This is a genomic window from Haloterrigena salifodinae, from assembly GCF_003977755.1.
Classification (GTDB): domain Archaea; phylum Halobacteriota; class Halobacteria; order Halobacteriales; family Natrialbaceae; genus Haloterrigena; species Haloterrigena salifodinae.
The window spans coordinates 1,468,867-1,495,546 of the sequence record NZ_RQWN01000001.1 but is presented as its reverse complement, the minus strand read 5'-3'; the positions used below and the strand labels follow the sequence as shown (position 1 = coordinate 1,495,546).

At 63.3% G+C, this 26,680-nt stretch carries 18 protein-coding genes; 8 read left to right on the top strand and 10 right to left on the bottom strand.

Annotation, left to right across the window (positions count from 1 at the left end; translation table 11 throughout):
- Positions 1-34: 34 nt before the first annotated feature.
- The gene (locus tag EH209_RS07445; RefSeq protein ID WP_126662249.1) at positions 35-529 is read right to left on the bottom strand and encodes a type IV pilin; all 495 of its coding nucleotides are present in this window, start codon (positions 527-529) and stop codon (positions 35-37) included.
- An 817-nt stretch (positions 530-1,346) separates the two neighbouring features.
- Here EH209_RS07445 and EH209_RS07440 point away from each other — a divergent pair.
- Positions 1,347-3,716: a surface glycoprotein gene (locus tag EH209_RS07440; RefSeq protein WP_126662248.1), complete on the top strand. Its 2,370-nt coding sequence runs from the start codon at positions 1,347-1,349 to the stop codon at positions 3,714-3,716.
- Positions 3,717-4,460: 744 nt separating this feature from the next.
- Here the strand turns inward: EH209_RS07440 and EH209_RS07435 are convergent.
- A complete protein-coding gene (locus EH209_RS07435) occupies positions 4,461-7,277 on the bottom strand; it encodes a S8 family serine peptidase (RefSeq protein WP_249038761.1) in 2,817 nt (938 codons plus the stop codon).
- Between the two features lie 267 nt (positions 7,278-7,544).
- A complete protein-coding gene (locus EH209_RS07430; RefSeq protein ID WP_126662246.1) occupies positions 7,545-8,825 on the bottom strand; it encodes a DUF7096 domain-containing protein in 1,281 nt (426 codons plus the stop codon).
- Between the two features lie 159 nt (positions 8,826-8,984).
- On the opposite strand from EH209_RS07430, the gene EH209_RS07425 reads away from it, so the two are divergent.
- The gene (locus EH209_RS07425) at positions 8,985-10,268 is read left to right on the top strand and encodes a helix-turn-helix transcriptional regulator (RefSeq protein WP_126662245.1); all 1,284 of its coding nucleotides are present in this window, start codon (positions 8,985-8,987) and stop codon (positions 10,266-10,268) included.
- A 39-nt stretch (positions 10,269-10,307) separates the two neighbouring features.
- Here the strand turns inward: EH209_RS07425 and EH209_RS07420 are convergent, their stop codons facing one another.
- Entirely contained in the window at positions 10,308-11,057 is a 750-nt protein-coding gene (locus tag EH209_RS07420; RefSeq protein WP_126662244.1) for a hypothetical protein, read from the bottom strand.
- 457 nt (positions 11,058-11,514) lie between these two features.
- Positions 11,515-12,510, bottom strand: coding sequence for a radical SAM protein (locus tag EH209_RS07415; protein ID WP_126662243.1), 996 nt, complete (start codon positions 12,508-12,510; stop codon positions 11,515-11,517).
- Positions 12,511-12,730: 220 nt separating this feature from the next.
- Between EH209_RS07415 and EH209_RS07410 the strand changes: the two genes are divergently transcribed.
- Both EH209_RS07410 and EH209_RS07405 read left to right on the top strand, forming a co-directional pair.
- Complete coding sequence (locus EH209_RS07410; RefSeq protein WP_126662242.1) at positions 12,731-14,746, top strand: PAS domain S-box protein; 2,016 nt, start codon at positions 12,731-12,733, stop codon at positions 14,744-14,746.
- A 126-nt stretch (positions 14,747-14,872) separates the two neighbouring features.
- A complete protein-coding gene (locus tag EH209_RS07405) occupies positions 14,873-15,997 on the top strand; it encodes a DUF373 family protein (RefSeq protein WP_126662241.1) in 1,125 nt (374 codons plus the stop codon).
- Between the two features lies 1 nt (position 15,998).
- Here EH209_RS07405 and EH209_RS07400 read toward each other — a convergent pair whose 3' ends face one another.
- From EH209_RS07400 to EH209_RS07380, 5 genes are all read right to left on the bottom strand, one after another.
- Positions 15,999-16,841 carry a polyprenyl synthetase family protein gene (locus EH209_RS07400; RefSeq protein ID WP_126662240.1) on the bottom strand — a complete coding sequence of 281 codons (843 nt, stop codon included), beginning with the start codon at positions 16,839-16,841 and terminating at the stop codon, positions 15,999-16,001.
- A 111-nt stretch (positions 16,842-16,952) separates the two neighbouring features.
- Entirely contained in the window at positions 16,953-19,472 is a 2,520-nt protein-coding gene (locus EH209_RS07395; RefSeq protein ID WP_126662239.1) for a methyl-accepting chemotaxis protein, read from the bottom strand.
- Entirely contained in the window at positions 19,472-20,740 is a 1,269-nt protein-coding gene (locus EH209_RS07390; protein WP_126662238.1) for an ABC transporter substrate-binding protein, read from the bottom strand. The genes EH209_RS07395 and EH209_RS07390 overlap by 1 nt, the downstream gene beginning before the upstream one ends.
- Before the next feature lie 461 nt (positions 20,741-21,201).
- On the bottom strand, positions 21,202-22,155 hold the full coding sequence (locus EH209_RS07385) for an electron transfer flavoprotein subunit alpha/FixB family protein (protein ID WP_126662237.1): 954 nt from the start codon (positions 22,153-22,155) through the stop codon (positions 21,202-21,204).
- Positions 22,152-22,943 (bottom strand): electron transfer flavoprotein subunit beta/FixA family protein, encoded by a 792-nt coding sequence (locus EH209_RS07380; RefSeq protein WP_126662236.1) that lies wholly within the window; start codon positions 22,941-22,943, stop codon positions 22,152-22,154. Before EH209_RS07380 ends, EH209_RS07385 begins: the two co-directional genes overlap by 4 nt.
- A gap of 206 nt (positions 22,944-23,149) precedes the next feature.
- On the opposite strand from EH209_RS07380, the gene EH209_RS07375 reads away from it, so the two are divergent.
- The 4 genes from EH209_RS07375 to EH209_RS07355 all read left to right on the top strand — a co-directional run bounded on the left by EH209_RS07375 (position 23,150) and on the right by EH209_RS07355 (position 26,631).
- Complete coding sequence (locus EH209_RS07375) at positions 23,150-23,659, top strand: TRAM domain-containing protein (RefSeq protein ID WP_126662235.1); 510 nt, start codon at positions 23,150-23,152, stop codon at positions 23,657-23,659.
- 210 nt (positions 23,660-23,869) lie between these two features.
- Entirely contained in the window at positions 23,870-24,862 is a 993-nt protein-coding gene (locus EH209_RS07370) for an MBL fold metallo-hydrolase (RefSeq protein WP_126662234.1), read from the top strand.
- A 568-nt stretch (positions 24,863-25,430) separates the two neighbouring features.
- Positions 25,431-25,898 carry a Tfx family DNA-binding protein gene (locus EH209_RS07360; protein ID WP_126662542.1) on the top strand — a complete coding sequence of 156 codons (468 nt, stop codon included), beginning with the start codon at positions 25,431-25,433 and terminating at the stop codon, positions 25,896-25,898.
- A 91-nt stretch (positions 25,899-25,989) separates the two neighbouring features.
- Positions 25,990-26,631, top strand: coding sequence for a hypothetical protein (locus tag EH209_RS07355; protein ID WP_126662233.1), 642 nt, complete (start codon positions 25,990-25,992; stop codon positions 26,629-26,631).
- The last annotated feature ends 49 nt before the right edge of the window (positions 26,632-26,680 follow it).

The following is a 26,680-nucleotide window of genomic DNA, read 5'->3' as shown; positions in this document are numbered from 1 at the left end:
GTAGGTGTCGGCCACGTCAACTCCGTGCGTTCTTTCAGTTCGCCGTCGCCTCGAGTCTCGTCACAGTAGTGTCGTCGACGACGACCGTGACCAATACCGTATCGCCCGATCGAATCGTCGGGTCGTTCGTTCCGGCAACGCGGAGCGTCGCCGTCTCGCCGACCTGCCACTCCGGATCGGTTTCGGGGTTGAACGGCCCGCTGGGCGCGCCCCGATATCCGTTGGCGCCGACGAACGGCACCGGCGGCTGGTGCTCGAGTCGGTCGCCGTTTACTGCGATCTGCAACTCGAGGTCAGTGACGGTGATCGAGTCGCCACCGACGTGCTCGAGGGTCAGTTCCGAGCGATCGGCGTCCGCCTCGAGACCGAACGCGGCGTTGGGGCTCGATTCGAGGAGGCCATCGCCGGCGAACCCCATCCCAACGGCGATGGTGGCTGCCAGCGCGACCGTGATCGCGAGCAGAGCGAGGACGCCGATGATGGGTGCGACGGCGCGGGTGGGTGACTCGAGTGGCGAATCGGCGGGCACGCCACGGGTTCGCCGCGTATTGGTTGATAAAGAGTTGGATGACTCTGTCGCTGTAAGCCGATTGCTCGAGATTGTTTTCGGACGGCGTATGAGCGTCGATCCAAGAACGGCAACTCGAGTGGTCGCCTTCGGTTGTCGTGCTTCAACCTGTTTGGAGTTCGCTCGAGAACGTTACGAATAACCTGACGGTTACGAGGTTCGATTTGGTGACGGTCAGACTGTGGCTAGTTGCAGAGAGCATTACAGGAGCGGACGTTCGACTGATGCTAGATTCCATCGCGGCCAGTTCATATCTGCGGGTCCTGGGACGCGCGCTCGAGCAGCGCAGCCATGTGTGAAGGGATGCCAATGGAAGATCGGCGAGTATCGTATTTTTCACACGCCCGCACGTAGAGCAGCAGTCGGTAGCCAGTCCATCTTCATATTGTTTTCACCCTGTCTCAATTACGACCTGAATAAGACGTTAATATTCCGTATAAACCTACTTTCCGTAGAAATTGAACGTACGGATTATGTTCAAATAAAGCTCCGTTCACCTGTGTCCTTTTTATATGACTACCCTCGGGTATCACCTGCTTATCGAGACTTACCCGATCTCGTTAACACGGAGAAACACCGGACGGAAGCGGTGTAATGACCGGTTATGATTTCGGCGTTTGCCGCTCACTGACCAGAAAGCTTATTATAACCACCTCTTAATGCTGAACTACCCCTACCCAACCGGGGTAAGCTCCGATTACGGCTGCACATTCGTGCCGGAATCGGGCTTCCCCGACGAATCGCACGCAAAATAGCAGACAACGAACATAAAAACTAAATGACACGCAACAACGAACCATCACTTCGCGACAAGGGACGCTCGCTGTTCCTGGCCGCGCTTATGGTGATGTCCGTTTTCGCCGCATCCGCAGCGTTTGCGGGCGGGGCGGCCGCGGCAGATGAAGATCCTGATGCAAAGTACAGTTCTCTCGCCGACCTCAATAACTCGCTCGTTTACGCTGGACAGACCGTCCAAGTTGACCTCTCCGATGAAAACGTCACAAAGGACGACGATATCCAGATCCGCGTCAAGGACGGTAGTCCGGTTGTCCTTGAGTCGGCCGACTCGAACTCCACGATCACGTTCAACACGGCAGACCTTGAGACCGGTGAATACGAACTGACCGGTGACAACATCTCGTCGGACAACTCCTTCGAGGTTGTCGTCCAGAACGTCGACGCCAGCTTCAGCGGAGACACCGTCACGAACGGTGACAGTGACTCGGTTGACCTGAATGTCGAGTCCAGTCTCCGCAACGAGTACAACGTTACCGTCAACGCCGATGGTCTCGACCACAGCGAACTCGAGACGCTCTTCAACGTCACTGAGGACTCTGACGCCAGCGCTGACGACCCGGTCGTCATCCCGTATGCAGAGACCACGGAAGCGTTCCAGGGCCTCACCTTCGAGAACGTTGGGACTGGTGACTACACGTTCGACATCAACGTTGTCGACACGACCGCGTCGGACACCGCTACGGTGTCTGTCGCGGAGAAGGGCTCCGTTAACGTCGACTTCCAGAAATCCGTCACTTCGGTCAACGAAGGCGACAAAGTTGACCTCAAGATCAACTTCCAGAACACCGCTGACGACGCAGAGCTCGTCCTCGGTGGCGAGGACGTTGGTTTCGAAGTGAACGCAACCGTTACCAACCCTGAAAACAGCAACACCGCTACCGTGACGGTCGATACGTCCGCACCTGGTTCGAACACTTCCGATGTTCTCAGTGGTGATGTCAAGGACGTTGATGTGAGTCAGGATATCGCCCGTGACAAACTCGCGACGGGCGAGTACGGTATGGAACTCGACCTCACTACCGGCATCGCGTCGGCTATCGGCACGCTCGACGTGAATTCTCACGAAGAGCCTTCGCTTGAAGGGACGTACGTAACTGGCGACACCTTCACCGCTGGTACCACCAACATTGACGACGTCCAAGCGACGAGCGGAAACGTGGTCGCGGAAGGCGACACGATCATCGCCGTCTACGAGGGCGTTGGCTTTAACGGCGATTACGCCGACAATGATTCAAACGATTCCGACAATGGTTGGAGCGCAATCATTGAGGAGAGCGAAGCGGCCCTGAACCAGGAGCCCATGACGCTGGACGAGAATGACAGCGGCATTAGCATGGACTGGGACGAGGATGCAGGTACGTACACGATCGCTATCGACACGTCTAACGCAAACGTCAGTGTCGACGAGGCCTACGACGTTTCGCTCCTCCTTGACGCGAACGAGAACAAGTACTTCGACGCCGAAGACTACGACGACAACTACGCCTTCGATGTCGGAACGCAGTTCGAAGTTGCAGACCGCACGGTCGACTTCGCTCACGAAGCGAACGCAAACGGCCAGTTCGAGATTGAACAGCAGAACGACGGTACGGTCACCGTCATGGGTGAGGGTACCGCCGCAGACGGTGCGGAGTACACTGTTTCCCTCCGTAGCGACGAAGCCAACGAGCTCCTGACGCAGCAGGTTCAACTCGAGAACGGCGAATTCGCCGCTGAGTTCAATCTGAGCGAATACGAGCCTGGCTTCGAATTCACGCTCGACATCCAAGGTAGCGACTACGACGGCGACCGTCGGAACGCAGTCCTCGTCGCAGGTGACCAGCCCGCAGAGGCTTCGTTCGAAACCACGGACGTCAGTGCACCTGACAACGTCACCGTTGGCGACGACGCCACCCTCGACGTGACCGTCGAGAACACCGGCGACGCCGAAGGTACCACCACGGTCACCGCGATGATCGACGGTGAAGAGGTCTCCCAGGACGTCACGCTCGACGCTGGCGCCTCTGACACTGTTTCCTTCGACCTCCCCACCGACGAAGCGGGCGACGTCGCGTGGTCCGTTGGTGACGAGTCCGGTACGCTGACTGTCAACGAGCAGACTGACGACTCCGACAACTCGGACGACTCCGACAACTCGGACGACTCCGACAACTCGGACGACTCCGACAACTCGGACGACTCCGACAACTCGGACAACTCGGATAACTCGGACAGCTCCGACAGCTCCGACAGCTCCGACAGCTCGGACGACTCTGAGAGCTCGGACGACGGCACGCCCGGCTTCGGCGTCGCTGTCGCCGCTGTCGCGCTGCTCGCCGCCGCCATGCTCGCACTCCGCCGCGAGAACTAAGGCTGCGACGCAGTCGTCTAAACCACCGATCTCGCGGTGAGATCGGCTTTACCGCACGCTGATTTTTTCTTGAACACTACACCGCGAGCGACAGCGCTGTCCGCGACCCGCTGCGGACGCACTCTTTTCGCGACCGATGCCGTCACCGTGACCGATTCCGTGCCGACTGCCCGAGGCCTGACCTCGGCAGTCCACCAGTCGACGGTCCACAGTGTACCACTTCGGACGCAATCATCGGTGGCCTCGAGTCCAGCGTGGAGCTCGCTGTTCCGTTCGAACTGAGAATCCGCGCTTGATTCGTCGCCTTCGTCTTGCCGATCGACGCAAGCTGCTTGAGTCCTGACCGAACATCGAAATCGGGAGCAGCAACCCTATTCCGGACGGTTGACTGGCCAGTACGCGTACCTTCCGATGGTCGAATGTGCTATCCGGCGAGGCACCGCTCGCTGTCATTGATGACGGGAGCCGACTGCACTGAGGCAACTGCCTCGCCACGGACCGAGATCGGTCGATCGTCTCTCTGACCCGATTCGATTTCGATCGCCGACCCGGCGACACACTATCGCGCGGATGGGGGACTCCGCGACGGCAGCCATCGGCTGCTATTTCAGGGTGTCAATGGAGACGTTTCGAGACGATGAATTCTATCCGTACACAGAGAACCGACCGCTCAGTAGCATGCGAAGGGAACAGTACACTCGAGCAGTACTGGCGTCCAAGCGTCGATTACACTGAACAGACGATCTACGGCGTCCGACGCGAGATACCGACGACGAGCGCCGTCACTAAGGCAATCACGCCGCCTGCGATTCCAAATCCAGGGACACCGTTGTCGGCCGCCGTCATCGCCACGGTGACGGACTCGGTCGCTCCGCTCGAGATCTCCTCCGTCGTCACCCTCTCCGACTCGTATCCCTCCGCACCGACTTCGACTGCATATCCTACACCGGTTCCGGGCACGGTCGTCTCGAGTGTGCCGTCCGAATCCGTCTCGTTGGCGACCGCGAACGAGGTTCCGCCCGGGCGTTCGATCGTAACGGTCGCGCCGTCGATCGGATCGCCGTCCTCGTCGGTGACCGTCACCGACAGCGTCGCGTCGCCCTCGAGAATCGCCCGTTCACGCGCCGTTCGGTTCGAATCGATTTCCATCGAGAGCGTCTCGTCGACGTAGCCCGCCGCGGACACGTTCACCGCGTACTCGTCGTCGCCGGGAACGGATTCGATGCGGTACGTTCCGTGCGCCGTGTGAACGCCCGAATACGTTCCCTGATGGCCGGTCGCGTCGACGGTCGCGTCCGCGATGCCGTCGCCGAACTGCGCGTCCTCGAGGACTACCTCGAGAACGCCGTCTCCCTCGAGTGCGAGACCGACGTCCGTGTCATCCTCGCTCGAGACGATTCTCGACTCGGTTCCCATCTCGTACCCCGCTGCGTCGACGCAGATGGTGTACTCCTCGTCGGTTCCCGGTACCGTGACCGCGACCGTCCCGGTACCGTCCGTCGGGTCGGCGGCTCCGAACGAAGCGCCGTCCGAGCGTTCGATAACGACGGTCGCGTTCGAGATCGGCGTCCCCGTCACCGCGTCTTCGGCGGCGATTTCGAGCGTCGCGTCGCCAGCGAGTTCGAACCGTTCGGTGACGCGCGTCCCCGACTTCGCCAGTGTCACATCGCGCTCTCGGTCGTCGTACCCCGGTGCGGTCGCGGTCAGCGTATACTCTCCTCGAGTGGGAACGTCCCTGACGACGTATCGTCCGTTGCCCTCGTGGCGCGCCGGATACGTGCCGAACCAGGCCGTCGCGGTGACGGTCCCGTTCGAGATACCGTCACCGAACTGGTCGTCCGCGAGGCTCACCTCGAGCTCCCCGTCGCCGGCGAGCGAGACGTCGGCCGTCGTCGTCTCGTCGGCCGGCACGAACCGCGTCTCGCTGCTCGTCTCGTACCCGTCGGCAGCGACAGCGAACGCGTACTCGCGGTCGCCGGTGACGCCTTTGAGTTCGTACTGTCCGTACAGATCCGTCGTCGTCTCGAAAACGGTCCCGTCGTCGCGCTCGAGAGTAACGGTCGCGTCCGCGATCGGCTTGTCCGTCACCGTATCGGTCACCGTCCCTTCGACGGTCGCAAACGATCCGGATTCCTCGAGGGCGGCGGCTGCGTCGATGATCCCGTGGCCGTATCGAGTGTCCTGATCGTCGGATTCGACCGCCGGTTTCGCAGCCGTTTCCGTTAACGCTGCCTTGATCTCGTCGGGTTCAAGGTGCCGGTCGGTTGCCCCTTGTAATAGCGCGATCACGCCCGCGACGTGGGGCGTGGCCATACTGGTCCCGCTCTTTCGAACGTAGCCGCCGTCCGGGGACGCGCTGAGGACGCGCTCACCGGGCGCCGTGACCGTCGGAACGATGTAGCTGCTGGGCCACTCCGACGGTGCGTGCCAACCCCAGGCATCGAGAGTGTCGACGACCTGGCCGCTCGAGAAGCCAGCGACGCGCTTTCTCTCGTCGGTGGCCCCGGCGCTGATCGCGTCGTAGACGTTCCCCGGCGACGAGGAGACGCCGTCGCCGCCGTTTCCGGCGCCGGCGACGACGACGGTGCCGCTGGCTTTTGCGTTCCGAACGGCGCTGATGTAGGAGGCGGTGTACCCCTCGGAGCCGAGACTCAGGCTGATAACGTCGGCGCCGTTGTCGACCGCCCACTGCATGCCCGAGATTACGTCCGACGTCCGGCCGACGCACCGACCGTTGGCACAGTCCGTCAGGACGGCACCGGCGAGCAAGTCTACCTCGGGTGCGACGCCGATCTGTGTTCCGCTCGCGTCGCCGCCACCGATCGTCCCGGCGACGTGGGTTCCGTGGCCGTTGTAATCCACCGGCGTCGACGATTTACCGGAGAAATCCCGCCACGCGTCGACCGTCACGTCGGGATGTGAGTCATCGACGCCCGTATCGAGGACTGCGACCGTCGCTCCGTCTCCGCGAGCGCCGTATTTCTCCTGGGCCGCAGGCACGGAGAGCTGCTCAAGCCCGTACGTGTATGCCCCGCCAAACCCCGCTGCTGCGGCCGTTGATGATCCGTTTGTCATCGTCGATCCGTTCGCGGTCGGTCCGGATCGCGGGCCGACCGTCGAGGCATTCGGGTTGGACGCCGTCGCCCCCGCTGCGAGTTCCACGGCGGCGTCGGCGTGAATTTCGACGACGCCGTCGATCGAACCGACCGTCTCTAGAGCGACGCGATCGGTGTCGACTGCCACCAGTGCGGCGTTCGCGAGCCAGAACTGGCGTTCGATGTCGAGCCCCGCAGTCGTCTCGGCCGCGCGCTCGAGCGATGTCTGTGAGTCGTCTGCAGCGGCCCGCAACGCCGCCGGTTTCGTTTCACCGGTCGATATCGTGGTCGTCCGGTCGCTCTCGAGTCGGACAATCACTTCCACGATACCGTCGGCATCCTCGAGTGCCGGGTCGATCTGTGCCGGTTTCGAGCGTTCGACTGCGGTCGCACCGTCGGCCGGTTGCTGGGTGGCTGCGTCACGCGTCGTAGCCGCGTCCGCGAGCTGATCACTTCCGGCCGCCAAACCGATTGGGAATAACAGTGAGGTACAAAGAACCACCGCCAGAGAGACTATGATGAGCCGACGGCGGCGTATCGGAAATCCAGACATTAGTCACAACCAGAGAGTCATGTGGTATAAGCAATCTGGCTACCGGAACTCGCGAGGATCGCGATAGGGCGCCGAACGATAGTAGCGATGCTTCCGGTCTAGTCACAGGGAACCGGTATCGAATCAGCTAGAAAAACTCAAAAACTTCGCAAAAGTGGTGAAGGAAGACGGTCTTCAGTATTACCGTCTCGGAAATTCGACCGCGTTTAGCGACGTTGATTCCGCCCGGACCGTGAGTTCGAACCCGTCGGTCGGCGGCACAAACCATACTTTACTGTCCTCACCCGTCTCGCCGACGACTGTTCCGTCGACGGAGACCGTTGCGTCGACGGGTGTCTCGCTTTCTGACTCCGTGACGGTAATCCTCGCCGGTGCAGTGTCCGGCGTGCGCTCGAGCGTCGCGGTCACATTGTCGCTGGACATCGAGTCGGTGGTTTCGATCGGAATGGAATCTCTATCGAGCGTCTGGCGCTCGTGGTAGACAGCGTTTGATCCGCCGTCAAGATAAACCGTGAGCTGACCTTGATCGTGCGACAGCGCCTGAACCTGATACAGATTCGTAGCCTCGTGCTTGATCGTGTACGTCCCGGACGTCGTTTCAAATGCCCACGGGTAGAGTTCTTGTGCGGTCGTGCGCGCATTGTCCATCGTCCTGATCTGGTCGGACCGATCACGCGCGCGATTGTCGTACCGAGTTGTCTCGCGAACGTACGTGTCCCCGTCGAGCATCGAGAGGGTGAGGCCATCCGGTGCGGACTCGAGTAGGATCGTCGGATTCGATTCCGGGGCATCATCCGATTCGTCGACGCCGCGAATCGAACGCTCGATATCCGTGCGAATCGGACCGCGATAGACTTCGAGTTCGGCGGTGAGCGCGTCGACTGAGTCCGAGATATCGATGATTCCAGCCGACTGGTCATCGAGATCGTTCAACGCCTGCTGCAGAACCTGCGCTTCGTAGGAGTTGCGCGCGAGCGTTCGGAGTACTTCGTCCTCACTGACATCGCCAGCGGCGTTGGCCGCGACGATCGCTTGTTCGCGCTCACGGAGTTTCTCGACGCGCTCCTCGATACGTTCGAGCTCCGAAACGACGGCTTCGGTGCGGTTCTCGTCGTCTTCGATCTCTCCCAGGGAGTTTTCAAACGCGTACGTCCGGCAATCGGTGTGGATCGATTCGTCGTGGCTCGAAACTGCGAGGGCGAAATCCAGTGTCGGAGTGGCATACGCCGTCTTCCCATCTCCCCGAAGGACGAGCCTGTTCGGCGTTCCTTCGAGTTGAGCGTGGTCACCTTCGACCGAAACAGACGGATTTTGGAATTGGAATGTCTGTTCCTCGTCATCGCTCTCATTAGCAACGGTCGCCGATCCCGTTGATCCTGCGGTCCCAGCGGTTCCAACTGCCGAAACCGGCAACGAGAGAGCGAGAAGCGCGGCGAGAATGATCGGAACCGGGTGTCTCATCGATACTGTCTTTTTCCCCGACGTACAAAAAGGAGTCGCCCGATCGAAGGGGCCATTAATAGACCCTTACAATCGCTCGAGAGCATCCGCTCGGGGTGGTAATATCGCATTGTTTGGATGGAAAGGGTTTTTTCCCCTGCGATCAACCAGTTGGTACGTATGCGGTTATCAACCGCTGTTGCCCTCACCCTATCCGTCCTCCTCGCCGCGCTCACCGTCGGTACGGTCGCCATCGCTCCCGCGACGGCCGCGACGTCGACCGCGGACGAGTCCGCCGCGCTTTCTACTTCCCAATCGCGGCTCGCTGCTACCACCCTCGAGTCGTCGGTTCAAGACGCCGATCAGGAATATGAACCGGATCGAGCCGACACCAGACAGGTGATCCGTCTCAACGTGACCGAAAACGGCGACGTTCGCTGGACACTCGAGAGTCGCTTCCGACTCTCGGAAAACGAAACCGACCAGTTCGAGCAGTACGCTGAGTCCGTTTCAAACAGCGGCGTCGGCTACGACGCAAATAAGTACGAGCAGGCGCGCATCCTCGCCGAGCGCTCGACCGGCCGCGAGATGTCCTTCGAGAACGAAAGCTGGAACGACCCGCGGATCGAATCCCGCAACGGTCAGAAATTGGGGATCATCTCCTACTCGTTTACGTGGACGAACTTCGCCGTCGTCGACGGCCAGCAAATCCGCTTTGGCGACGCGTTCGTGACCGACAACGGCGTCTGGCTCCAATCGCTCAAGGACGGGCAGCGATTGGTAGTCGAGTCACCGCCGAACTACGGCTTCGACGCCGCACCGACAGGGATCGAGAACGGGACCGTCGTTTACGAGGGGCCGAAGAGCTTCACCGAGGGGGACTTCGAGATGGAGTTCTTCCGTACCGATTCACCGGGTGGATCCGGCGGGACGCCGTCCGAGTCCAAATCCCTCCGTGAGTCGATCTTCACGGCGGAGGGCATCGCCGCTGCGTTCGGCGGCTTCGTTCTGGTTATCGTGGGAACAGCGCTGCTTATCAGTCGTTACCAGCGGTCGGAATGGCCGTTCGACGTCGCGTCGTCTGCCGACGAGTTCCCGGCCGGCTCCGCCCGGCCCCGATCGACCGACGGGTCGGGAACGACTGCCGTCGCACCGGCGGCTGGTCAGTCGGGTATCGAACACGAGTTCGACGAGAGGGAGGCGGTCGACGCCAGTCCCGACAGGAATTCGGACGACGCGGTCGACGAGGAACTGCTGAGCGACGACGAACGGGTCCGACGACTGCTCGAGCAAAACGGCGGCCGGATGAAACAGGCGACGATCGTCAAGGAGACTGGCTGGTCCGACGCAAAGGTTTCGCAACTCCTTTCGGAGATGGACGACGACGACCGGATTCGGAAGCTTCGAATCGGCCGCGAGAACCTCATCACCCTCCCGGACATCGATCCGACCGAGATTGATTAACGTTCTGTCAAAGCGTCGGATGAGTCGGTTTGAGTTGACTTAGCTCGACTCCGATTCGTTCTCGGTCTCGTTGTCGCTCCCCGAGTCGCTATCATTGTCATCGTCCGTCCCCGGGTCGAACTCGACCTCAGTCGACACGGCGTCGTAGATGTCGTCCCAATCCTTGTCCTCGTCCATCAGGAAGACTTCAACGGTCAGCGATCCTTCGCCGAACTCTTCGATTCCGGCCGGTCGGACGTCGATGTGGAACGTGCCGTCCTCCTCCATCCGGACCTCACCCGTCCGCTCGACGATCTTTTGGTTGTCCGGTCCTTCGTTGATCTTGACGAAGAAGTACGGCTCGCCGATCACGTCCCCGTGTTCCGGCGGGTCGACGTTCTCCATGCTCGTGTTGGCGACAACCTCGAGGTTGAAGTTCGAGTAGCCGTCGCCGTCCTCGGCGGACTCCGTATCGACGACTGAGACGTCTTCGATCCGGTCCTCGCGCTTGTTCTCCAGCGGCCGGTTCGGTTCTTCCGGCGGCCGCCACTCCGCAGTTGCCGTATTGTCTTCGTCGGCGGGATCCGTTACGTCCGTCCCAGTTTGGTTGCCATCTTGGGTGTTTTGGTTGCCATCCTGGGTATTTTGGTTGCCCTCTTGGGCGTTACCGTTTTCGGACGCGATGTCCGTCCCATTATCGGCGTCCGTGTCGTTCGGCGATTCGTCGGTCGTTACCCCATCGAGGGCGGCACACCCCGACAGGGCTACGAGCAGTGCAACCGCGACGACAGCGAGCGTTCGGAATTGCATCAGTGACCGGTCGTACCGTGGGACGACCCATTATTACAGCCCCGATAAGTAGCGTTCTCTGAATCGGCGGTAATACGGGTCCTACGTAATCGTATCGGCCACTTTCGAAAGTTTGAGCGCAGCGGAACAGTCTTTATGTACTCACCAACCGACACGAGCGCGGTGTTCGACGAAATTTCTGGCGGTTAAGGGGGACCGACTACTTACGCCAACGGCGTCTACTCGAGATCTACACGGACCACTTTCTCGTCGGGGTCGTTCGCGATGCTCACTCACCACCCCTCGAAAAATCCCCTTGCGAGAGCGACGTTCTCGCTGGTCCGTCGTCGTACTCGGGAAGATACCAAAATTTTCTCGTCGGATTCACTCCGTTCACCCTCCTCCAAAAAATCTCGACCAAAAACACCGGAAGAACGGAGTTCTTCTGAGCCCTCGTTCCTCCGCTCGCTCGCGGTACTTAGGCTAACGGCGTCCGCTCGACGACCTGCCCGTCGTAGGTCGGATACTGTTCGACGATTTCACCGTCCTTGAGGTCACCCTCTTCGATCATCTCCTCTAAGAGCCACCAGGCGACCTCGACGTGGCTCGTCTTGACGGTGTAGAACTCTTCGGGGACGCCGAGAGCCTCGAACTCCTCAGGGTCGGCGCGGGTCTTGCCGTAGACGAGCGTACCGTCGTCAGTGATGTCGTCGAACTCGCGGCGGATGTTCCGTGCCATGCGCTTGAGACGGCGGCGGTGCTGGGCCGCGTCCTTGAACACGGACGTACAGAAGTAGACCTTCTCGTGATCGCCCATTACCTCGAGGATCTCCTCGCGAGAGCCCTCGACGGCGCTCATGTGATCTTCTTTGAGTTCGAATCCCTGCTCTTGCATCCGGCGGTAGTTCCCGTCGCTCATCTCGAACTCGTTGACGTTACAGAACTCCGCTGCGCCCTCGTCCAAAAACTCGAGGAATTCCTCTTCGGCGCGGATGCCTGGAATCTCGAACGCAGGGGTCAGCCCCTCCTCGCGGGCGATGTGGAGGATCTCTTCCCACTCGGTGCCGTGAAGGTCGCCCCACTGTTCGTACGGCGGATGGAAGCGAATCTCGTCGAGGCCGGCCTCGGAGAGCCGCCGCATGTTCTCGCGACCGCCCGTGATACCCGTATAGAGATGGGTGTGGTGGTCCTCGCCGAACTCGTCTTTCAGGAGTTCGAGGTAGTGGCAGGTCCGATCGAGGGCCTCTTGGGGTTCGCCGCCGGTAATCGACGTTCCCAGCGCGTCCATCCGATTTGCCTCCGTGATGACGTCCTCGTCGGACTCGACGAGTCGCTCGTTGGCGTAGACGTCGGTGACGTTCTTGCGGTTCTCGCCGAGCGGGCAGTAGAAGCAGTCGCGCTGGTCGCAGTAACCGTAGACGAACAGCACCATCTTGCCGCCTTTCGCGCACTGCTCACAGCCCTTCGAGATCATTCGAGGGAACGTACTGGCCCGACTCACAAAAGCCGTGCGAAACGCGGATCTCGCGTGGGTCCCGTCACCGTGGGCCGCCGTCGCTCGGGCGGCGTCACGCGATCAACACGGTCGCGACCGCCGGATGGCGGCCCCGTCGGCCCGAAACCGAACTGCGTCTCGAATCGCCTCTCGTTGCCCAGTATGCTATTATACGATTGGACCGAACGATAGAGTATCAATGGCATCCGGGATCCACGTCCTGTGTGTCGACGACGATCCGGACCTTCGTTCGGTAACTGCCGCCACACTCGAGCGATCCCGATCGGAGTTCGTCGTGTCGACGGCGAACTCCGGACGAGACGGGCTCTCACGACTGGACGGGACCGGGACCGAGAGCGAGCCGGAGCGCCCCGCTATCGATTGTATCGTCAGCGACTACGAGATGCCCGGAATGGACGGCCTCGAGTTCCTCGCGGCGGTTCGCGAGCGCGACCCGGAGATGCCGTTTCTCCTGTTCACCGGAAAGGGATCCGAAGCGATCGCGCACGAGGCGATTTCGGCCGGCGTCACCGACTATCTCCAGAAGGGGACGGGGACCGATCAGTACGTCGTCCTCGCGAACCGCATCGAGAACGCCGTCGAGAAACGCCGCGCGGAGCGAGCCAGACGCGAGAGCGAACGCGAACTCGAGCGGTATCGGACGCTCGTCGAAACGGTCGACGACCCCATGTACGTCCTGGACGCGGACGGACGGTGCACGATCATCAACGACGCGTTCTGCGACCTGCTCGGCGTCGATCGAGACCGCGTCGTCGGCGAACCCATCGCCGAGTTCATCTCCAGGGAGGCGCTCGAGCGCGGCGCCAAGACGGTGTATCACCTCCACGAGAGCGACCGGGAGTCCGATCGGTTCGAATTCACCATCGGCGTCGAGGACGGCGCGCAGCGCATCGGCGAGGCGAACGTGACCGCCCTCACGGACGACGAGGGGCGTTTTGCGGGCTCCACGGCAGTCATTCGAGACATCACCGCGCGAAAACGTCGGGAGCGTGAACTCGCCGAGTACGAGCGGATCGTCGAACTCGCGCCGATCGCGCTGTTCATCCTCGACGCGGACGCGACGATCACTTGGTGTAACGACGAGTTCGCCGACGCGTTCACCGAGGAGATCGAGGCCCTGATCGGGACGCCGTTTGCGGAGCTCATCGAACGGGGCTACTACGACGAGCGGGTGATCGGCAAGTACACCGACGAGGTCAGAACGCTCCTCTCCTCGTCGGTCGACCGCACCCGGGCCAAGTACCAGGTTCGATTCCGGCCGAGTGACGACGAGGAACGGATCCACGACGTCCACACCAAACTCCTCCCGCTCGAGGACGGGGCGTTCGTCGGAACGATACACGCGATCCGCGACATCACCCGGCGACGGCGCTATCAGCGGGAGCTCGAGCGCCAGAATGACCGCTTGGAGGAGTTCGCGAGCGTCGTTAGCCACGACCTGCGGAACCCACTGAACGTGGCGCGGGGCACGCTCGAACTCCACGCCGAGGACTGTCCGCAGCCGGGGGAGTCGATCGATCGAATCCGCTGGTCGCTCCAGCGGATGGACGAGCTGATCGACCGGCTCCTGTCGCTGGCACGCCACGGGCAAACGATCGGGAAGCAGACCCCGGTCTCGCTCTCGACCAGCGTCCGCAGAGCTTGGAACGCCGTCGATACCGCGAACGCCACCCTCGAGTGCGCCGTCGAGACCACGATCGTCGCCGACGAGGGCCGCCTGCAAGCGCTGCTCGAGAACCTGTTTCGGAACAGTGTCGAGCATGGCTCGACAAGCTCTCCTTCACAGGCTCAGGAGGACACCGGAAGACGCTCCGCGTCTTCCGAGCCCTCGGTCGCTGATGCTCCCGAGGACAGCGTGGAACACGGTTCCACGGACGCCGACTCGAGGGCCCAGCAGGAGCGATCCGGCGTCACCGTTACCGTCGGTCCCCTCGAGACCGCCGTCGATGACGATCGGTCGGTACGGGGGTTCTACGTCACCGACGACGGGCCGGGGTTCGACTCGGAGCCCGACGACGTGTTCGAGTTCGGCTACACTACCGCCGAGGACGGCACCGGGTTCGGGCTGGCGATCGTCGAGGGGATCGCCGAGGCCCACGGTTGGGCCGTGACCGCGCGAAACGGCGATGACGGCGGCGCGCGCTTCGAGATCAGCGGCGTCGACGTTCGCGATGATCGGTCGGGGTCGACGTAACGCCGCGCCCGCAGAGGCCGATCCACGCTCGCCGCCGACGATCGGCGAGCGGCCCGTCTCGCGGACGTCCGGGGAATTCTGTCGTCCCCAGAAGATGGAAATACCTCCCGGTCGAACGGTCGATAGATGCTGCTTGTCCTCTGTGTCGACCTCGACGACGATCTGGGTCGCAAGACCGGCTTTTCGACGCCGGTGATCGGCCGCGACCCCGTCGAGGAAGCAGCCGTTGCGCTGGCGACCGAAGACCCGGAGGACTCCGACGTCAACGTGATCTTCCAGGGGTTGCACGTCTACGACGACCTCGCCGATCGCGACGAGAGCGTTGAGGTCGCCGTCGTCACCGGTAACGACGAGGGCGACGTGAAGGCGAACCGCGAGGTCGGCGACGAGGTCGACACCGTCCTCGCGAGTCTCTCGACTGCGGAGGACGTCACCGCGCTCGTGGTCACCGACGGCGCCCAAGACGAATCCGTCATTCCGATCATCCGATCGCGGGTCCCGATCGACGGCGTCCGCCGCGTCGTCGTTCGGCAGGCCCAGAACCTGGAGTCGATGTACTACACGATCAAGCAGGTGCTGAACGATCCAGAGACGCGAGGGACGGTGTTGATCCCGCTGGGTATCCTCCTGTTGATCTACCCGCTCGCCCTGGTCGGGACCGTCCTCGACATGCCCGGGTTCGTGCTGGGAACGACCTCGGCGCTGCTGGGACTGTACCTCATCTCCAGAGGACTCGGGCTGGGCGACCGCCTCGACGCCGCCGTCGAGCGCGCCCGCCGGTCGCTGTACGCCGGCCGGACGACCCTGCTCGCCTACGTCGTCGCCGCCGCCCTGTTCGCCCTCGGCGGCGTCAGCGGCCGGAACGAACTCGAGGCTGTCCGAGAAGCATCGCCCAGCAAAGTCGGCGTGCCCGTGATGCTCGCCGCGCTCGTCTATGGGTCGATCCAGTGGATCGCCGCCGCGGGGGTGACCACCAGCCTCGGCCAGATCACCGACGAGTACATCGCCGGCACCCTCGAGTGGCGCTACCTCAACGCGCCGTTCTACGTGCTCTCGATCGCCGTCGTCCTCTACGCGGTGAGCGCGTTCTTCCTCGACGAGGTCGGGATCAGCTTCCTCGCGACGGCGCTGACCGTCGGCACGCTGCTGGGGATCGCGAGCACCCTCGCCTTCGCCGTCATCGAGTCCAAGTATTCAGACGGTACCGACCGAGAGGCCGACGACGGGACGCGACAGACCGACCGCGCCTAACTCACTGTTCGCGTTCGACGACGAACTCCGCCAGTTCGACGAGGTAGTTCCGGGCCGTCGGGTCGGCGACCTCGACCCGATCGAGGGCCTCGATCGCGCGATCCGACTCGGCTCGAGCGCGGGCGTTGGCCTCGTCGGGCGTGAGGTCGGTCACCTGTACGACCGAGGGGCGCTCCAGAGCGGCGTCGTGGCCGGTCGGTTTGCCGAGTTCGTCGGGATCGGCGACCGCGTCGAGGACGTCGTCGCGGATCTGGAAGGCGACCCCGACCCGTTCGGCGTACTCGCCGAGCGCCTCGACGGTGACCGCGTCCGAACCGGCGGCGATCGCCCCGAGCTCCGCGGCGGCGCGAAACAGCGCGCCGGTCTTCCGGCGCGCGAGGGTCATGTACTCGGCCTCGGTTTCGGGTTCGGCCGACAGCTCCGTCGCCTCGCCGATGCCGAGTTCGACCATGGCCTCGGCGACGACGCGCGTGGCGTCGGGATCCGACGAAAAGAGGGCGAACGCTTCGCCGAGCAAGCCGTCGCTCGAGACGATCGCCGGACCGTAGCCGAATTCGGCCCAGGCGCTGGTCGTGCCCCGGCGCAGCTCCGATCGATCGATGATGTCGTCGACGACCAGCGACGCCGCGTGGACGAGTTCGATTCCGACGCCAAAGTCAACGGCGTCCTCAGCCGTTCCGCCCACCGTCTCGCAGGCCAGCACCGTCACCATCGGCCGGACGCGCTTGCCTCCGGCGAGGGCCGTGTGTTCGACTTCCGCTCTGAGCGCGTCCGGCTCGAGGCCGTCGACTACCTCGACGAGCCGATCCTCGATCAGCGCCCGACGGCGCTCCAGCAATTCCATCACACGCGCTTAGGACGGGGGTGAAAAGTACGTGACGGTTCAGCGGTGTAGTAGTTGGACCGTTTACACGGAAAACGGGAGAAAATGCGCGACGTCAGTCCTGGAGCGGCCTCACTCGTCGTCGAACTGGCTGAACGTGAACCCGTTCTCGCCGTCCGACGGGACGGTATCGCCCTCATCGTCATCGGCGTCGGTGTCCGGCGTCGGTTCGGCGTCTCCATCGGTACCGCTCGCGTCCGTGATCCCGCCGTTCGCTTCGGGCTCGAACCCGCCGGAACTTCCGTCGGGACCCTCGCTCGTGTCGGTCTCGACACCGCCGACACCATCGTCGTCGCCGTCGACATCTACCTTGTCGAACGAGAGCGTCTCGTCGTCGGTGTCGTAGTCGTCGACGGAGACGTCCGCCACCTCGTCGGTCTCGAAGTGATCGAGCGTCTCGCTCAGGTACGCCGCCTGATCGGTGAGCGAACTCGCGCTCTCGGTGACTTCCGAGAGGGCGGAGGTCTGCTCCTCCGCGGCCGCGGCGACGCGCTGGGCCTCGGCGGCCGTCGTTTCGGAGATCTCGGTCGCCGACGAGACCATGGCGACGACCTCTTGGGTCGAGGCCGCCTGCTCTTCAGTCGCCGCGGAAATCTCCTGGACGCCCTCGTTGGTCCGGTCGGCGTAGTCGGCGATTTCGTCGAGCGCTTCGGCGGCGTTCTCGACGGAGTCGACGTGTTCGGCGATCCGGTCGGCGGTCTGTTGGACCTCCGTCGCGGTCTCGGTCGTCTGTTCGTCGATCCGCTCGAGTCGCTGCTCGATGTCCTCGGCGGTCGATTTCGTGTCCGCAGCGAGCTCTTTGACCTGCGTCGCGACGGCGCCGAAACCGGAGCCCTCGCCGTCGCCGCCTCGTGAGGCCTCGATGTTCGCGTTCAACGCGAGCATGTTCGTCTCGCGGGCGACCTCGGTGATGAACTCAACCAGTTCGTCGACCTGCGCCATCTCCGCTTCGAGTTCTCGGATGGCCTCGACGGCCTCGGTCGACTCCGCTTCGATCTCATGCATCCCGTCGATCGCCTCCTGGGCCGCCTCGCGGCCGAGGCGGCCGGTTTCGGCCGTCTGCTCGGCGAAGTCAGCGACGTTGTTCGAGGAGGCGGCGATCTCTTCGGTCGTCGTGGAGAGGCCGCTCATCTCCTGGTTGACCGAGTGGAGGTTCTCGTTCTGTCGGTCGGCGCCGTCGGAGATCTCCTGTACCGACTCGGAGACCTGCTGGGAGGCCGAACGGACCTCTTCGCTGGATGCGGTCACCTGTTCGCTGGCCGCCGCCACCTCGTTGGCGAAGGCTTTGACGTCGGCGGTCGTCTCCTCGAGGTCCGCGATCATCTCGTTGAACGCCTCGGCGATGTCGGTCATCGCCTGGCTCTCGCTTTCGGGATCGAGCCGGCGGGTCAGGTCGCCGTCTGCACAGTCGTCCATCACGGCGCTGAACTCCTCGGCTTTCGCCTCGAGATGGCGGTTTATGGACTCGGTCTCGGCCCGAGCCGCTTCGGCCTCCTCGCGTGCGGTCTCGGCGGCTTCGATCTGGTCGCGCAGCGAGTTTCGCATGCTGTCGAAGCCGTCGTACAGCCGTCCGATCTCGTCGACGCGGTCCGTCTCGAGATCGACGTTGAGGTTGCCCTGTTCCATCTCGGTCGTCCGATCGCGCAATCTGGCTAGCGGGCCGACGGTCTGCCGGCCGAGAACGACGCCGACGACGCCGAGCGCGACCAGGCTCGTCAACACCATCGCGAGGACGTTCGTTTCGACGTCGGAGACGACGCCGTACGCCTGCTCGTTCGGAATAGTCGTGACGGCGACCCATTGCGTGTTCCCGACGGGAACGTACGCCCGTACCACGTCGTCGTCCTGAATGCGCGTTAGTCGGCCGCCCAGAGCGGCAGCCATCGCCTCGTCGTCGACCGCTTCGTCGTCGATCGACGCGGAATCGGCCTGAAAGACCGCCGATCCGTCGCTATCGAGAATGGCCGTCGACGCCGACGTGTTCTCTTGGTGGAGTTGCTCGACCTGATACTCGAGCGTGCCGATGATGACGACGGCTCGATCTTCGCGTTCCGTCACCGGGCTGGCGAAGGCCATCACTTGGTCGTCGAGGGTCGGCGATTGGTACGCTTCCTGGGAGTGCCAGACGGACTCCTCGACCCCGAGGTTCTCCTCGAAGCCGTCGGCAGCCCACGGTTCCGAAAGGTTTGCGAACGACTCGCCGCGGTAGTCGGCGTTCGTACTCGTTACGATCTCGTTGTTCTCGGTGTCGACGTAGTGAATCGCTCGTACGTCGACGTCCATTCGAGCTTGCTCTTCGACGAGCTGGCCCTGGACTTCCTGCGGATCGCCATCCTGGAGGATCTGCGAATCGGAGGCGGTCCGCGTCTGAACCCGCATCGTCTCGACCCAGTTGCTGATCGTATCGGACTGCATCTCGGCGGTCGATTCGAGTTGCTCGTTCGAGTCCGACCGAACCGTGTTGTCGATATCGGCGTAGCTGACCGCGCCGACGGCCCCGATGACGAGCACGACCGCCAGAATCGACACCACGAACTTCACGAGGTACCGCCGCCTGATGAACGACGGCACCAGAGAGGAAAGCGACGCCATTACGAACTCACCCTGTCCAGTTCGGCGATGCCGCCATCCGCGCTTTCGTCGAACTCCCAGTACTGGAAGAGGGCGTCGGTCATGTCTCCGTTCTCGTCGAAGGACACCGAACTCGAGGCGCCCTGGTAGGTGACGGAGTCACCTTGGGCCGCGAGTTCGATCCCGTCGGCGAGGGACTCCGGCGTGATCTCTTCGCCCTCGCCGGTCGTGACTGCCTGCATGGCGTTTCTGATGGCGGTCCCGTCGTTTTGCCCGGCGTAGGCGTTCGCGAGCAACAGGACGGCGCTCGCGTCGTAGGAGTGAGGCGTGAAGACGCCCGGTTCGGCGTCGTAGGTGTCCGCGAACAGTTCCGTGAACGTCTCGGTCCCCGGTCCGTCGACCAACGGCGCGGTGCCGCGGATGCCGTCGAGCGAGTAGTCGACTTGGTCGTGGAGATCGCTGTCCTGCAGGCCGTCGGTGACGAGGATGTCTTCCTCGGCGTCGGCACCCAGGTCGGCGAACACCTGTCCGCCGGTCTCCGGATACCCGATCACGACGAGCAGTTCGGGATCGTCCGTTCTAGCTCGTTCGATCGCTCCTTCGTAGGTGTCCTGCCCTTCCGTTAGCGGAACCTGCGCCGAAACCGTCCCGCCGTGATCGCTCCGGAACGAGCGAGAGAACGCCTGGCTCAACTGCCAGCCGTAGTCGTTGTTCGCGTAGAGGGTCGCAGCGCTGTCGTGGCCGAGGTCGTTCGCCGCCCGGTCGGCGAGCACGACCGCCTGCAGCGAGTCGGAGACCGCGGTCCGGAAGACCAGCCCGGCGTCGTTGAGCGAGGTGATCGTCGGCGTGGTCGCGCCCGGCGAACAGCAGACGGTCCGGTACGGAATGAGGACCTGCTGGGTCGCCTGCAGCGTCACGTCCGAGGCTGCCGGCCCGTTAACCATCGGATAGTTCTGCTTGGCCAGGTCGTACGCGCCCTGGACGCCCGTGGACGGCGAGGTTTCGGTATCGACGACTTCGTACTCGATGTCGAGCGAAATCTCGCCTTCGACTTGCCGAATCGGGAGCTCCGCGGCGTTTCGCATCGGCTTCCCGACGGTCTCGAGATTGCCGCTCAACGGTTGCATGATTCCGAGTCTGAGGGTTCGGTCGGTCCCGCCGACGTCGCTCCCGTCCTCGATGTCGTTCGAGTCGAGTCCGGGAACCGAACTGAGACAGCCGGCGAGGCCGCCGAGACCGGCTCCACAGAGACCGGACAGTAGTTTTCGACGATTCAAGTGAACGGACATACCTGCGTATTTCACTCATCACATATAACAATACTGTCTGGATTTCGATACTTATTAGAATAAATAGTAATTCGATTAGATATAAAGAAGAATAGTTACTATGCTGTCATACGGGGTCGTATCTGTGAGGGACTAACAACCGGTATTTGTGGGGATCAGTTCTCGAGATCGAGACGCTATCGCTATAAAATTCACACGTCGTGGTTGTATCAGGGTGCTATTGTGGACCAAACATAATTTATCTGGAACACGAATCTGCTCGTTCGATGAGGGAACGTACCATCCCGTCGATACGAAATACGGGTCGCTGAACCGCGAGTAACCACGCTTGCCGTGAGAAACCGAAGCGAATTGAATTCGAATGAATTAGTCGTTCGGAACCGGCGAAAACGGATCTCCGCTCGAACGGTCGCCTCCAACGTCCCGAGAAAAGCCGCACCCTCGAGTTGCGCGACTCCCGCTTACTGGAACGCTTCAGTGAGCGCGGGAACGACGTCGAAGAGGTCGTCGACGATCGCGTAGTCGGCGATGTCCATGATCGGGGCGTTGGGGTCGGTGTTGATCGCGACGATCGTATCCGAGCCCTTCATCCCGGCGACGTGCTGGACGGCCCCGGAGATCCCGATCGCGATGTAGACGTCGGGCGTGACGACCTTCCCGGACTGGCCGACCTGTCGGTTCTTGGGCAGCCAGCCGTTGTCGACGATCGGCCGCGAGGACGAGACCGTCGCGCCGAGGGCGTCCGCGAGCTCCTCGATGAGCGGGAGGTTGTCCTCCTCTTCGATCCCGCGGCCGACGCTCACGAGGACGTCCGCTTCGGTGATGTCGACGTCGCCGCCGCCGACCTCCTCGAAGCCGTTGACCGTCGAGCCGATGGCGTCCTCGTCGATGTCGGCGTCGAAGGCCTCGATCGCGGCGTCGCCGGTGCCTTCGGCCTGGGGCCACTCGGCGCTGCGGATCGTCGCCACCGCGCCCCCCTCGAGTTCGTTGGTGGTCTCGACCTTGCCGCCGTACATTTCGCGGGTAGCGATCAGCGTCTCGCCGTCGGTCTCGAGGGCGATCGTGTCGGTGACGATCGGCAGGTCGAGTTGGGTGGCGACGGCGGGGGCGTAGTCGAGGCCGTTGACGCTGTTGGGCGCGAGGACGTACTGCGGGGCGAGCTCGTCGTAGAGCTGGGTGATCGCCTGCGCGTAGACGTCGTGGTTGAACTCCTCGCCGTAGTCGACGGTGTGGATGGCGTCGACGCCCTCGCGGTTGAGCTTCTCCGCGAACTCGTCGACGGTGCCGCTGATGACCGCCAGATGCAGGTCGCCGCCGGTCTCGTTAGCCAGTTGGCGACCCGCGGTAATGATCTCGTAGCTGACGTCGCGCAGTTCACCGCGACGGTGGTCCGTAACTGCGAGGATGTCCGTCATTGTGCCACCCCCTTGTCGCGAAGCAGTTCAGCGAGCTCGCCGGCCGCCTCCTCGGGACTTCCCTCCCAGGTCGTCACGTCGCTCTCGCTTTCAGGCTCGTACATGTCCGTCAGCTCGAGTTGGGAGTCGACGGCGCTCTCGTCGATGCCGAGATCGGCCAGCGCCTTGACGTCGAGTTCCTTGCGCTGGGCCTGCCGGATCCCGCGCAGGCTGGCGTAGCGGGGCTCGTTGATCCCCGTCTGAATCGTTAGGACCGCGGGGAGCTCGATCTCGGTCAGCTCCTCGACCCCGCCCTCGAGTTCGCGTCGAACGGAGGCCGCGTCGTCGTCGAAGCCGTGCTCTAAGTGGTTGACGACGGCGCCCCACTGGTAGCCGAGGTTTTCGGCGACGGAGACGCCCGTCGCGCCGAAGCTATCGTCGCCGGCTTGGACGCCCGTCAGGACGAGGTCGGGATCTTCCTCCTCGACGACGGCGCTCAGGATCTCCGTCTTGGCGCCGACGTCCAGCAGATCGACGTCCTCGAGCGAGTCGTCCCAGATGCGGACGGCGCGATCGGCACCTTTCGCCAGCGCCTGCCGGATGGTCTGTTCGCACTCCTCCGGACCGATCGTGACCGTCACGACTTCGTCGGCGACGCCCGCCTCCTGGAGCTGGACGGCCTCCTCGATGGCGTAGTCGTCCCACTCGTTGAGGTCGGCGCCCAGATACTGGTCGGCGATCCCAGTACCCTCGATTTCGAACTCGTCTTCGACGGTCGCGACTTCTTTGACCGTAACGAGGATTTTCATCATTTATCACTGCCACGCCCGTACCGTAAACCTTTTCGAAACGCGCTTTCATATGAGACCAGTTCATTTAACGATCAGTAAGTGAACCCCTAAAATAGGTTACAGACTATTTGGTGACGAGGGGAAAAACTACCAACGTTACTCATCGTGCTGCTATCGATCCGCAAGACGGAAACGGTTTAACGACGCCACTGGTAGTACGCGATATGGCAGACTGTCCACTTGCCGACGACTGCCCAAGCTTTTCCGAGCGGATCTCGGGAATGGGGTGTCAACACTACGGCGACCGCGGGGGCAAGGAGTGGTGTAAGCACTACAGCCAGCCCATCGAGGATCTGAAGACCCAGCCCGTCAAGTCGGGCGAGGAGATCGTTATCGACGTCGTCGACATGCACGAGAGCGGCGCCGGCGTCGGGCGGACGGAAGACGGGTTTATCGTGCTGGTCGACGGCATTCTTCCGGAGGCCCGAGCCCGCGTTCAGGTGACCCAGGTCCACAGCAACCACGCCCGTGCCGAGGAACTCGAACTCCTCCCGTTGGATCCCGACGAGGACGCGGAGCCCGACGCCGACGCAACGTCGGCCGATGACGAGGGCGAGGACGAGGATGAGGATAAGGACGAGGACGCGGAATCCGGCGCCGACACGGACGGCAAGGACAAAGGCAAGCCGGCCCGCGAACGGCTCGGCAGCCGAGAGAACTTCTGGGGCTCGTAGTCGACCCGTCGAGTGGACAGTCGTCGATTGCTCCGTTTTCGCGCAGTTTAGCGCCCATATTGCAATAAGACGTGAGTACAGTTGCAGCGACTGTTAGGCACCCGACGGCAGTGGGTTCGGGGAGTGGACGACGGATACGGCACTTCGCGGATGGAACGCCGCGACCGTCGCGACGCAAGGGTTTTCCCGTCGCTTGTGCGACACAACGGCATGGAGCGGATCCCCCTGTCGAACTCGGCGTTCGAAGGCGACAACAACGCGTACCTCTTCGCGGACGAATCGGAGGCGGCGCTGATCGACACCGGCGACTGGACGGCGACGACGCGGGAGCAACTCGAGACCGCCCTCGCCGAACGGGACCTCGCCTTCGCCGACGTCGATCGGGTTTTCCTCACCCACTGGCACGGCGACCACACCGGACTGGCGGGCGAGATTCAGGCCGAAAGCGGGGCCGAGGTCTACGTCCACGAGGCCGACGCGCCGCTCGTCGAGGGCGACGAGGACGCCTGGGACGCGATGTACGAGCTACAGGAGGAGTACTTCGAGCAGTGGGGGATGCCCGAGGAGAAGCGGGCCGTCCTCCGGGAGCGGATGGCCGACGCCGGGACGGGCGCCGCGTCGCCGACGGTCACGACGTTCGCCGACGGCGAGACGTTCCCCGTACCCGGCGGCAAACTCGAGGTCGTCCACGCGTCCGGCCACGCCGCGGGGTTGAGCATGTTCGCAACGACCCTCGAGGGCCGGCGGGAGGTCATCTCCGGCGACGCGCTGTTGCCCGTCTACACGCCCAACGTCGGCGGCGCGGACGTCCGCGTCGATCGGCCACTCGAGCGCTATCTGCGGGCGCTTCGGGGGGTCGTCGAGGCCGACTACGATCGCGCGTGGCCGGGCCACCGCGATCCGATCGACGAGCCCGCCGACCGGGCCCAGCACATCATCGACCACCATGCGGAACGCGCCTGGCGGGTCCTCGACGCGCTGGATCGCGAGGATCCCTGCGACACCTGGTCCGTAAGCGCGGCCCTGTTCGGTGACCTCGAGGACATCCACATCCTCCACGGCCCCGGCGAATCGTACGCCCACCTGGAGCACCTAGAGCGGGCCGGGACCGTCGTCCGGGAGGAGACCGAGTATCGCCTGGCCGACGGCGTCGCGGAAGTACTCGCCGCGAAGGACGAACGGCGCTGGCACCTCGAGTACTGACGACGGCGCGGCCCATCGGTCTCTATTTCCCGCGAAAACCAGTCGCTCACGTCTGAAGCGGGACGCGAAATACGCGGCGAAAGAGTTCCCCCCTCGGGTAGCTCTCACTCCCCTCGCGGGATCCGCGTGAGACACGGCGAGAGGTGATGTCAGAGGCACGGACCCGCCGTGGCGCAGCCGGTGCGCAGTATACACTCCGTCATACCGACTGTTATTTCTATTGGTTAGTTCCGGTCAAGGAATCGATTTCAACGGACGTTTGATCGAACGGCGCCGTTCGCTCGAGCCCTCAGCGGTCCATCGAGGGCACCGGGACGCTGTGACCGCGCCCTCGACGACCGTCCGCGGATCGACGCCGCTGCCGTCCGACTCGGTGATCCGGACGATCCGGAGATCCAGCGCGGGGTGGACGACCGCATGGACGTCCTCGGGCAGATAGCGTTCGGCCGAGTTCCCGCCGTCTGGTCGGCGACCGACGGGGACGGGACCGGGGAAGCTTTGACCCTGCCGTCGTCTTAGACAGGGGTATGAGCGGACGCGAGCGGGAGTGGGAGTGGAGGCGATCGCCGTGATCGACGAGATCGAGGAACTGCTCGAGGAGATCGGGTTCGACGCCGAGACGAGCGTGTTGACACACCGTCAGGCGCAGGTGCTCGCGCTCCGCGAACGCGGCGTCTCGCAGGCCGACATCGCCGACGCGCTGGGCACCTCGCGGGCGAACGTCTCCTCGATCGAGTCGAGCGCGCGCGAGAACTTAGCGAAGGCTCGCGAGACGGTGGCCTTCGCGGAGGCGTTGCGGGCGCCGGTCCGCGTCCGGGTGCCGGCCGGGACCGACCTCTACGACGTTCCGCAGTTGGTCTACGACGCCTGCGACGAGCAGGGCGTCAAGGTCGATCACACAGCGCCGGACCTGATGAAGGTCGTCAGCGACGCCGCAGGGCCGGCGGTGTCGGGACGCGAGGTGTCGACGCCGCTGATCGTCGGCGTCACCTCCGAGGGGATGGTGCGGGTCCGCCACCAGGACCGCCGGGAGTGATCGCCGTTCGACGCCGCGTCGCGCGACTCCGAATTGCAGGCAGCGTCAGCAGTCCGAAGACCGAAAGGCGACGACGGCATACGCGAGGGTGATGACGTTCGATCTGCCGGAGGCAGTAGCCGACTCGTGGCGACCGCTGGGAACGCGAACCGGCGAGACGAGTGCCATGCTCGCCTCGATCACCGCCGAGACGACGGTCTACGAGCGCGTCGCGCCCGCGGCCGGCGTAGATGCGCTCGAGGCGAGCGACATTCCGGCCCGCTCGCTGTTCGTCGTCGACGTGACCGTCTCTCCCTCGCCCGACGATCTCGGGCTATCGACGACGTCCGTCTTCTCGAAGGCCGCACCGAAAGCGCGAGACCAGTTCGTCGACACCCTCGAGTCCGAAGGGCTGGCCGTCGAGGGTACCCGGAACAGCCTCGAGTTCGAGGCGTCCAACGGCAACGGGGGCTCGTGGTACGTCCTCGACGTGGGGTACCCCGTCGACGGGGAGACGAGCGAGGAACCGGATCGGATCGACGCCGAGGCCCACGTCGCCGTCTGGCCGCTCGAGTCGACGTTCGGGATGGCCGGCGGGGTACTCCCGCTCGAGGACGGCGTTCGCGCCGAGACCGCCGACTCGGCGTCGTCGAACGACGAGTTGGGTACCGATCCGGAGCGCGACCGCGAGACGATCGCACAACTGATCCGAACGGTCGACTTCGACGACAACGACGAGTCGGACGACTCCTAACCGCTCGGAGACTCGCTGTACTGTCTGGACCGCCCGCTCGACTGAGTTC

What these genes read in the sequence shown, in the direction of transcription:
- EH209_RS07370 (WP_126662234.1), top strand. Translation starts at nt 23,870, where the DNA reads ATGGAGCGGATCCCCCTGTCGAACTCGGCGTTCGAAGGCGACAACAAC.
- EH209_RS07395 (WP_126662239.1), bottom strand. Translation starts at nt 19,472, where the DNA reads ATGGCGTCGCTTTCCTCTCTGGTGCCGTCGTTCATCAGGCGGCGGTAC.
- EH209_RS07385 (WP_126662237.1), bottom strand. Translation starts at nt 22,155, where the DNA reads ATGACGGACATCCTCGCAGTTACGGACCACCGTCGCGGTGAACTGCGC.
- EH209_RS07410 (WP_126662242.1), top strand. Translation starts at nt 12,731, where the DNA reads ATGGCATCCGGGATCCACGTCCTGTGTGTCGACGACGATCCGGACCTT.
- EH209_RS07375 (WP_126662235.1), top strand. Translation starts at nt 23,150, where the DNA reads ATGGCAGACTGTCCACTTGCCGACGACTGCCCAAGCTTTTCCGAGCGG.
- EH209_RS07430 (WP_126662246.1), bottom strand. Translation starts at nt 8,825, where the DNA reads ATGAGACACCCGGTTCCGATCATTCTCGCCGCGCTTCTCGCTCTCTCG.
- EH209_RS07440 (WP_126662248.1), top strand. Translation starts at nt 1,347, where the DNA reads ATGACACGCAACAACGAACCATCACTTCGCGACAAGGGACGCTCGCTG.
- EH209_RS07420 (WP_126662244.1), bottom strand. Translation starts at nt 11,057, where the DNA reads ATGCAATTCCGAACGCTCGCTGTCGTCGCGGTTGCACTGCTCGTAGCC.
- EH209_RS07380 (WP_126662236.1), bottom strand. Translation starts at nt 22,943, where the DNA reads ATGAAAATCCTCGTTACGGTCAAAGAAGTCGCGACCGTCGAAGACGAG.
- EH209_RS07390 (WP_126662238.1), bottom strand. Translation starts at nt 20,740, where the DNA reads ATGTCCGTTCACTTGAATCGTCGAAAACTACTGTCCGGTCTCTGTGGA.
- EH209_RS07415 (WP_126662243.1), bottom strand. Translation starts at nt 12,510, where the DNA reads ATGATCTCGAAGGGCTGTGAGCAGTGCGCGAAAGGCGGCAAGATGGTG.
- EH209_RS07405 (WP_126662241.1), top strand. Translation starts at nt 14,873, where the DNA reads ATGCTGCTTGTCCTCTGTGTCGACCTCGACGACGATCTGGGTCGCAAG.
- EH209_RS07355 (WP_126662233.1), top strand. Translation starts at nt 25,990, where the DNA reads ATGACGTTCGATCTGCCGGAGGCAGTAGCCGACTCGTGGCGACCGCTG.
- EH209_RS07400 (WP_126662240.1), bottom strand. Translation starts at nt 16,841, where the DNA reads ATGGAATTGCTGGAGCGCCGTCGGGCGCTGATCGAGGATCGGCTCGTC.
- EH209_RS07425 (WP_126662245.1), top strand. Translation starts at nt 8,985, where the DNA reads ATGCGGTTATCAACCGCTGTTGCCCTCACCCTATCCGTCCTCCTCGCC.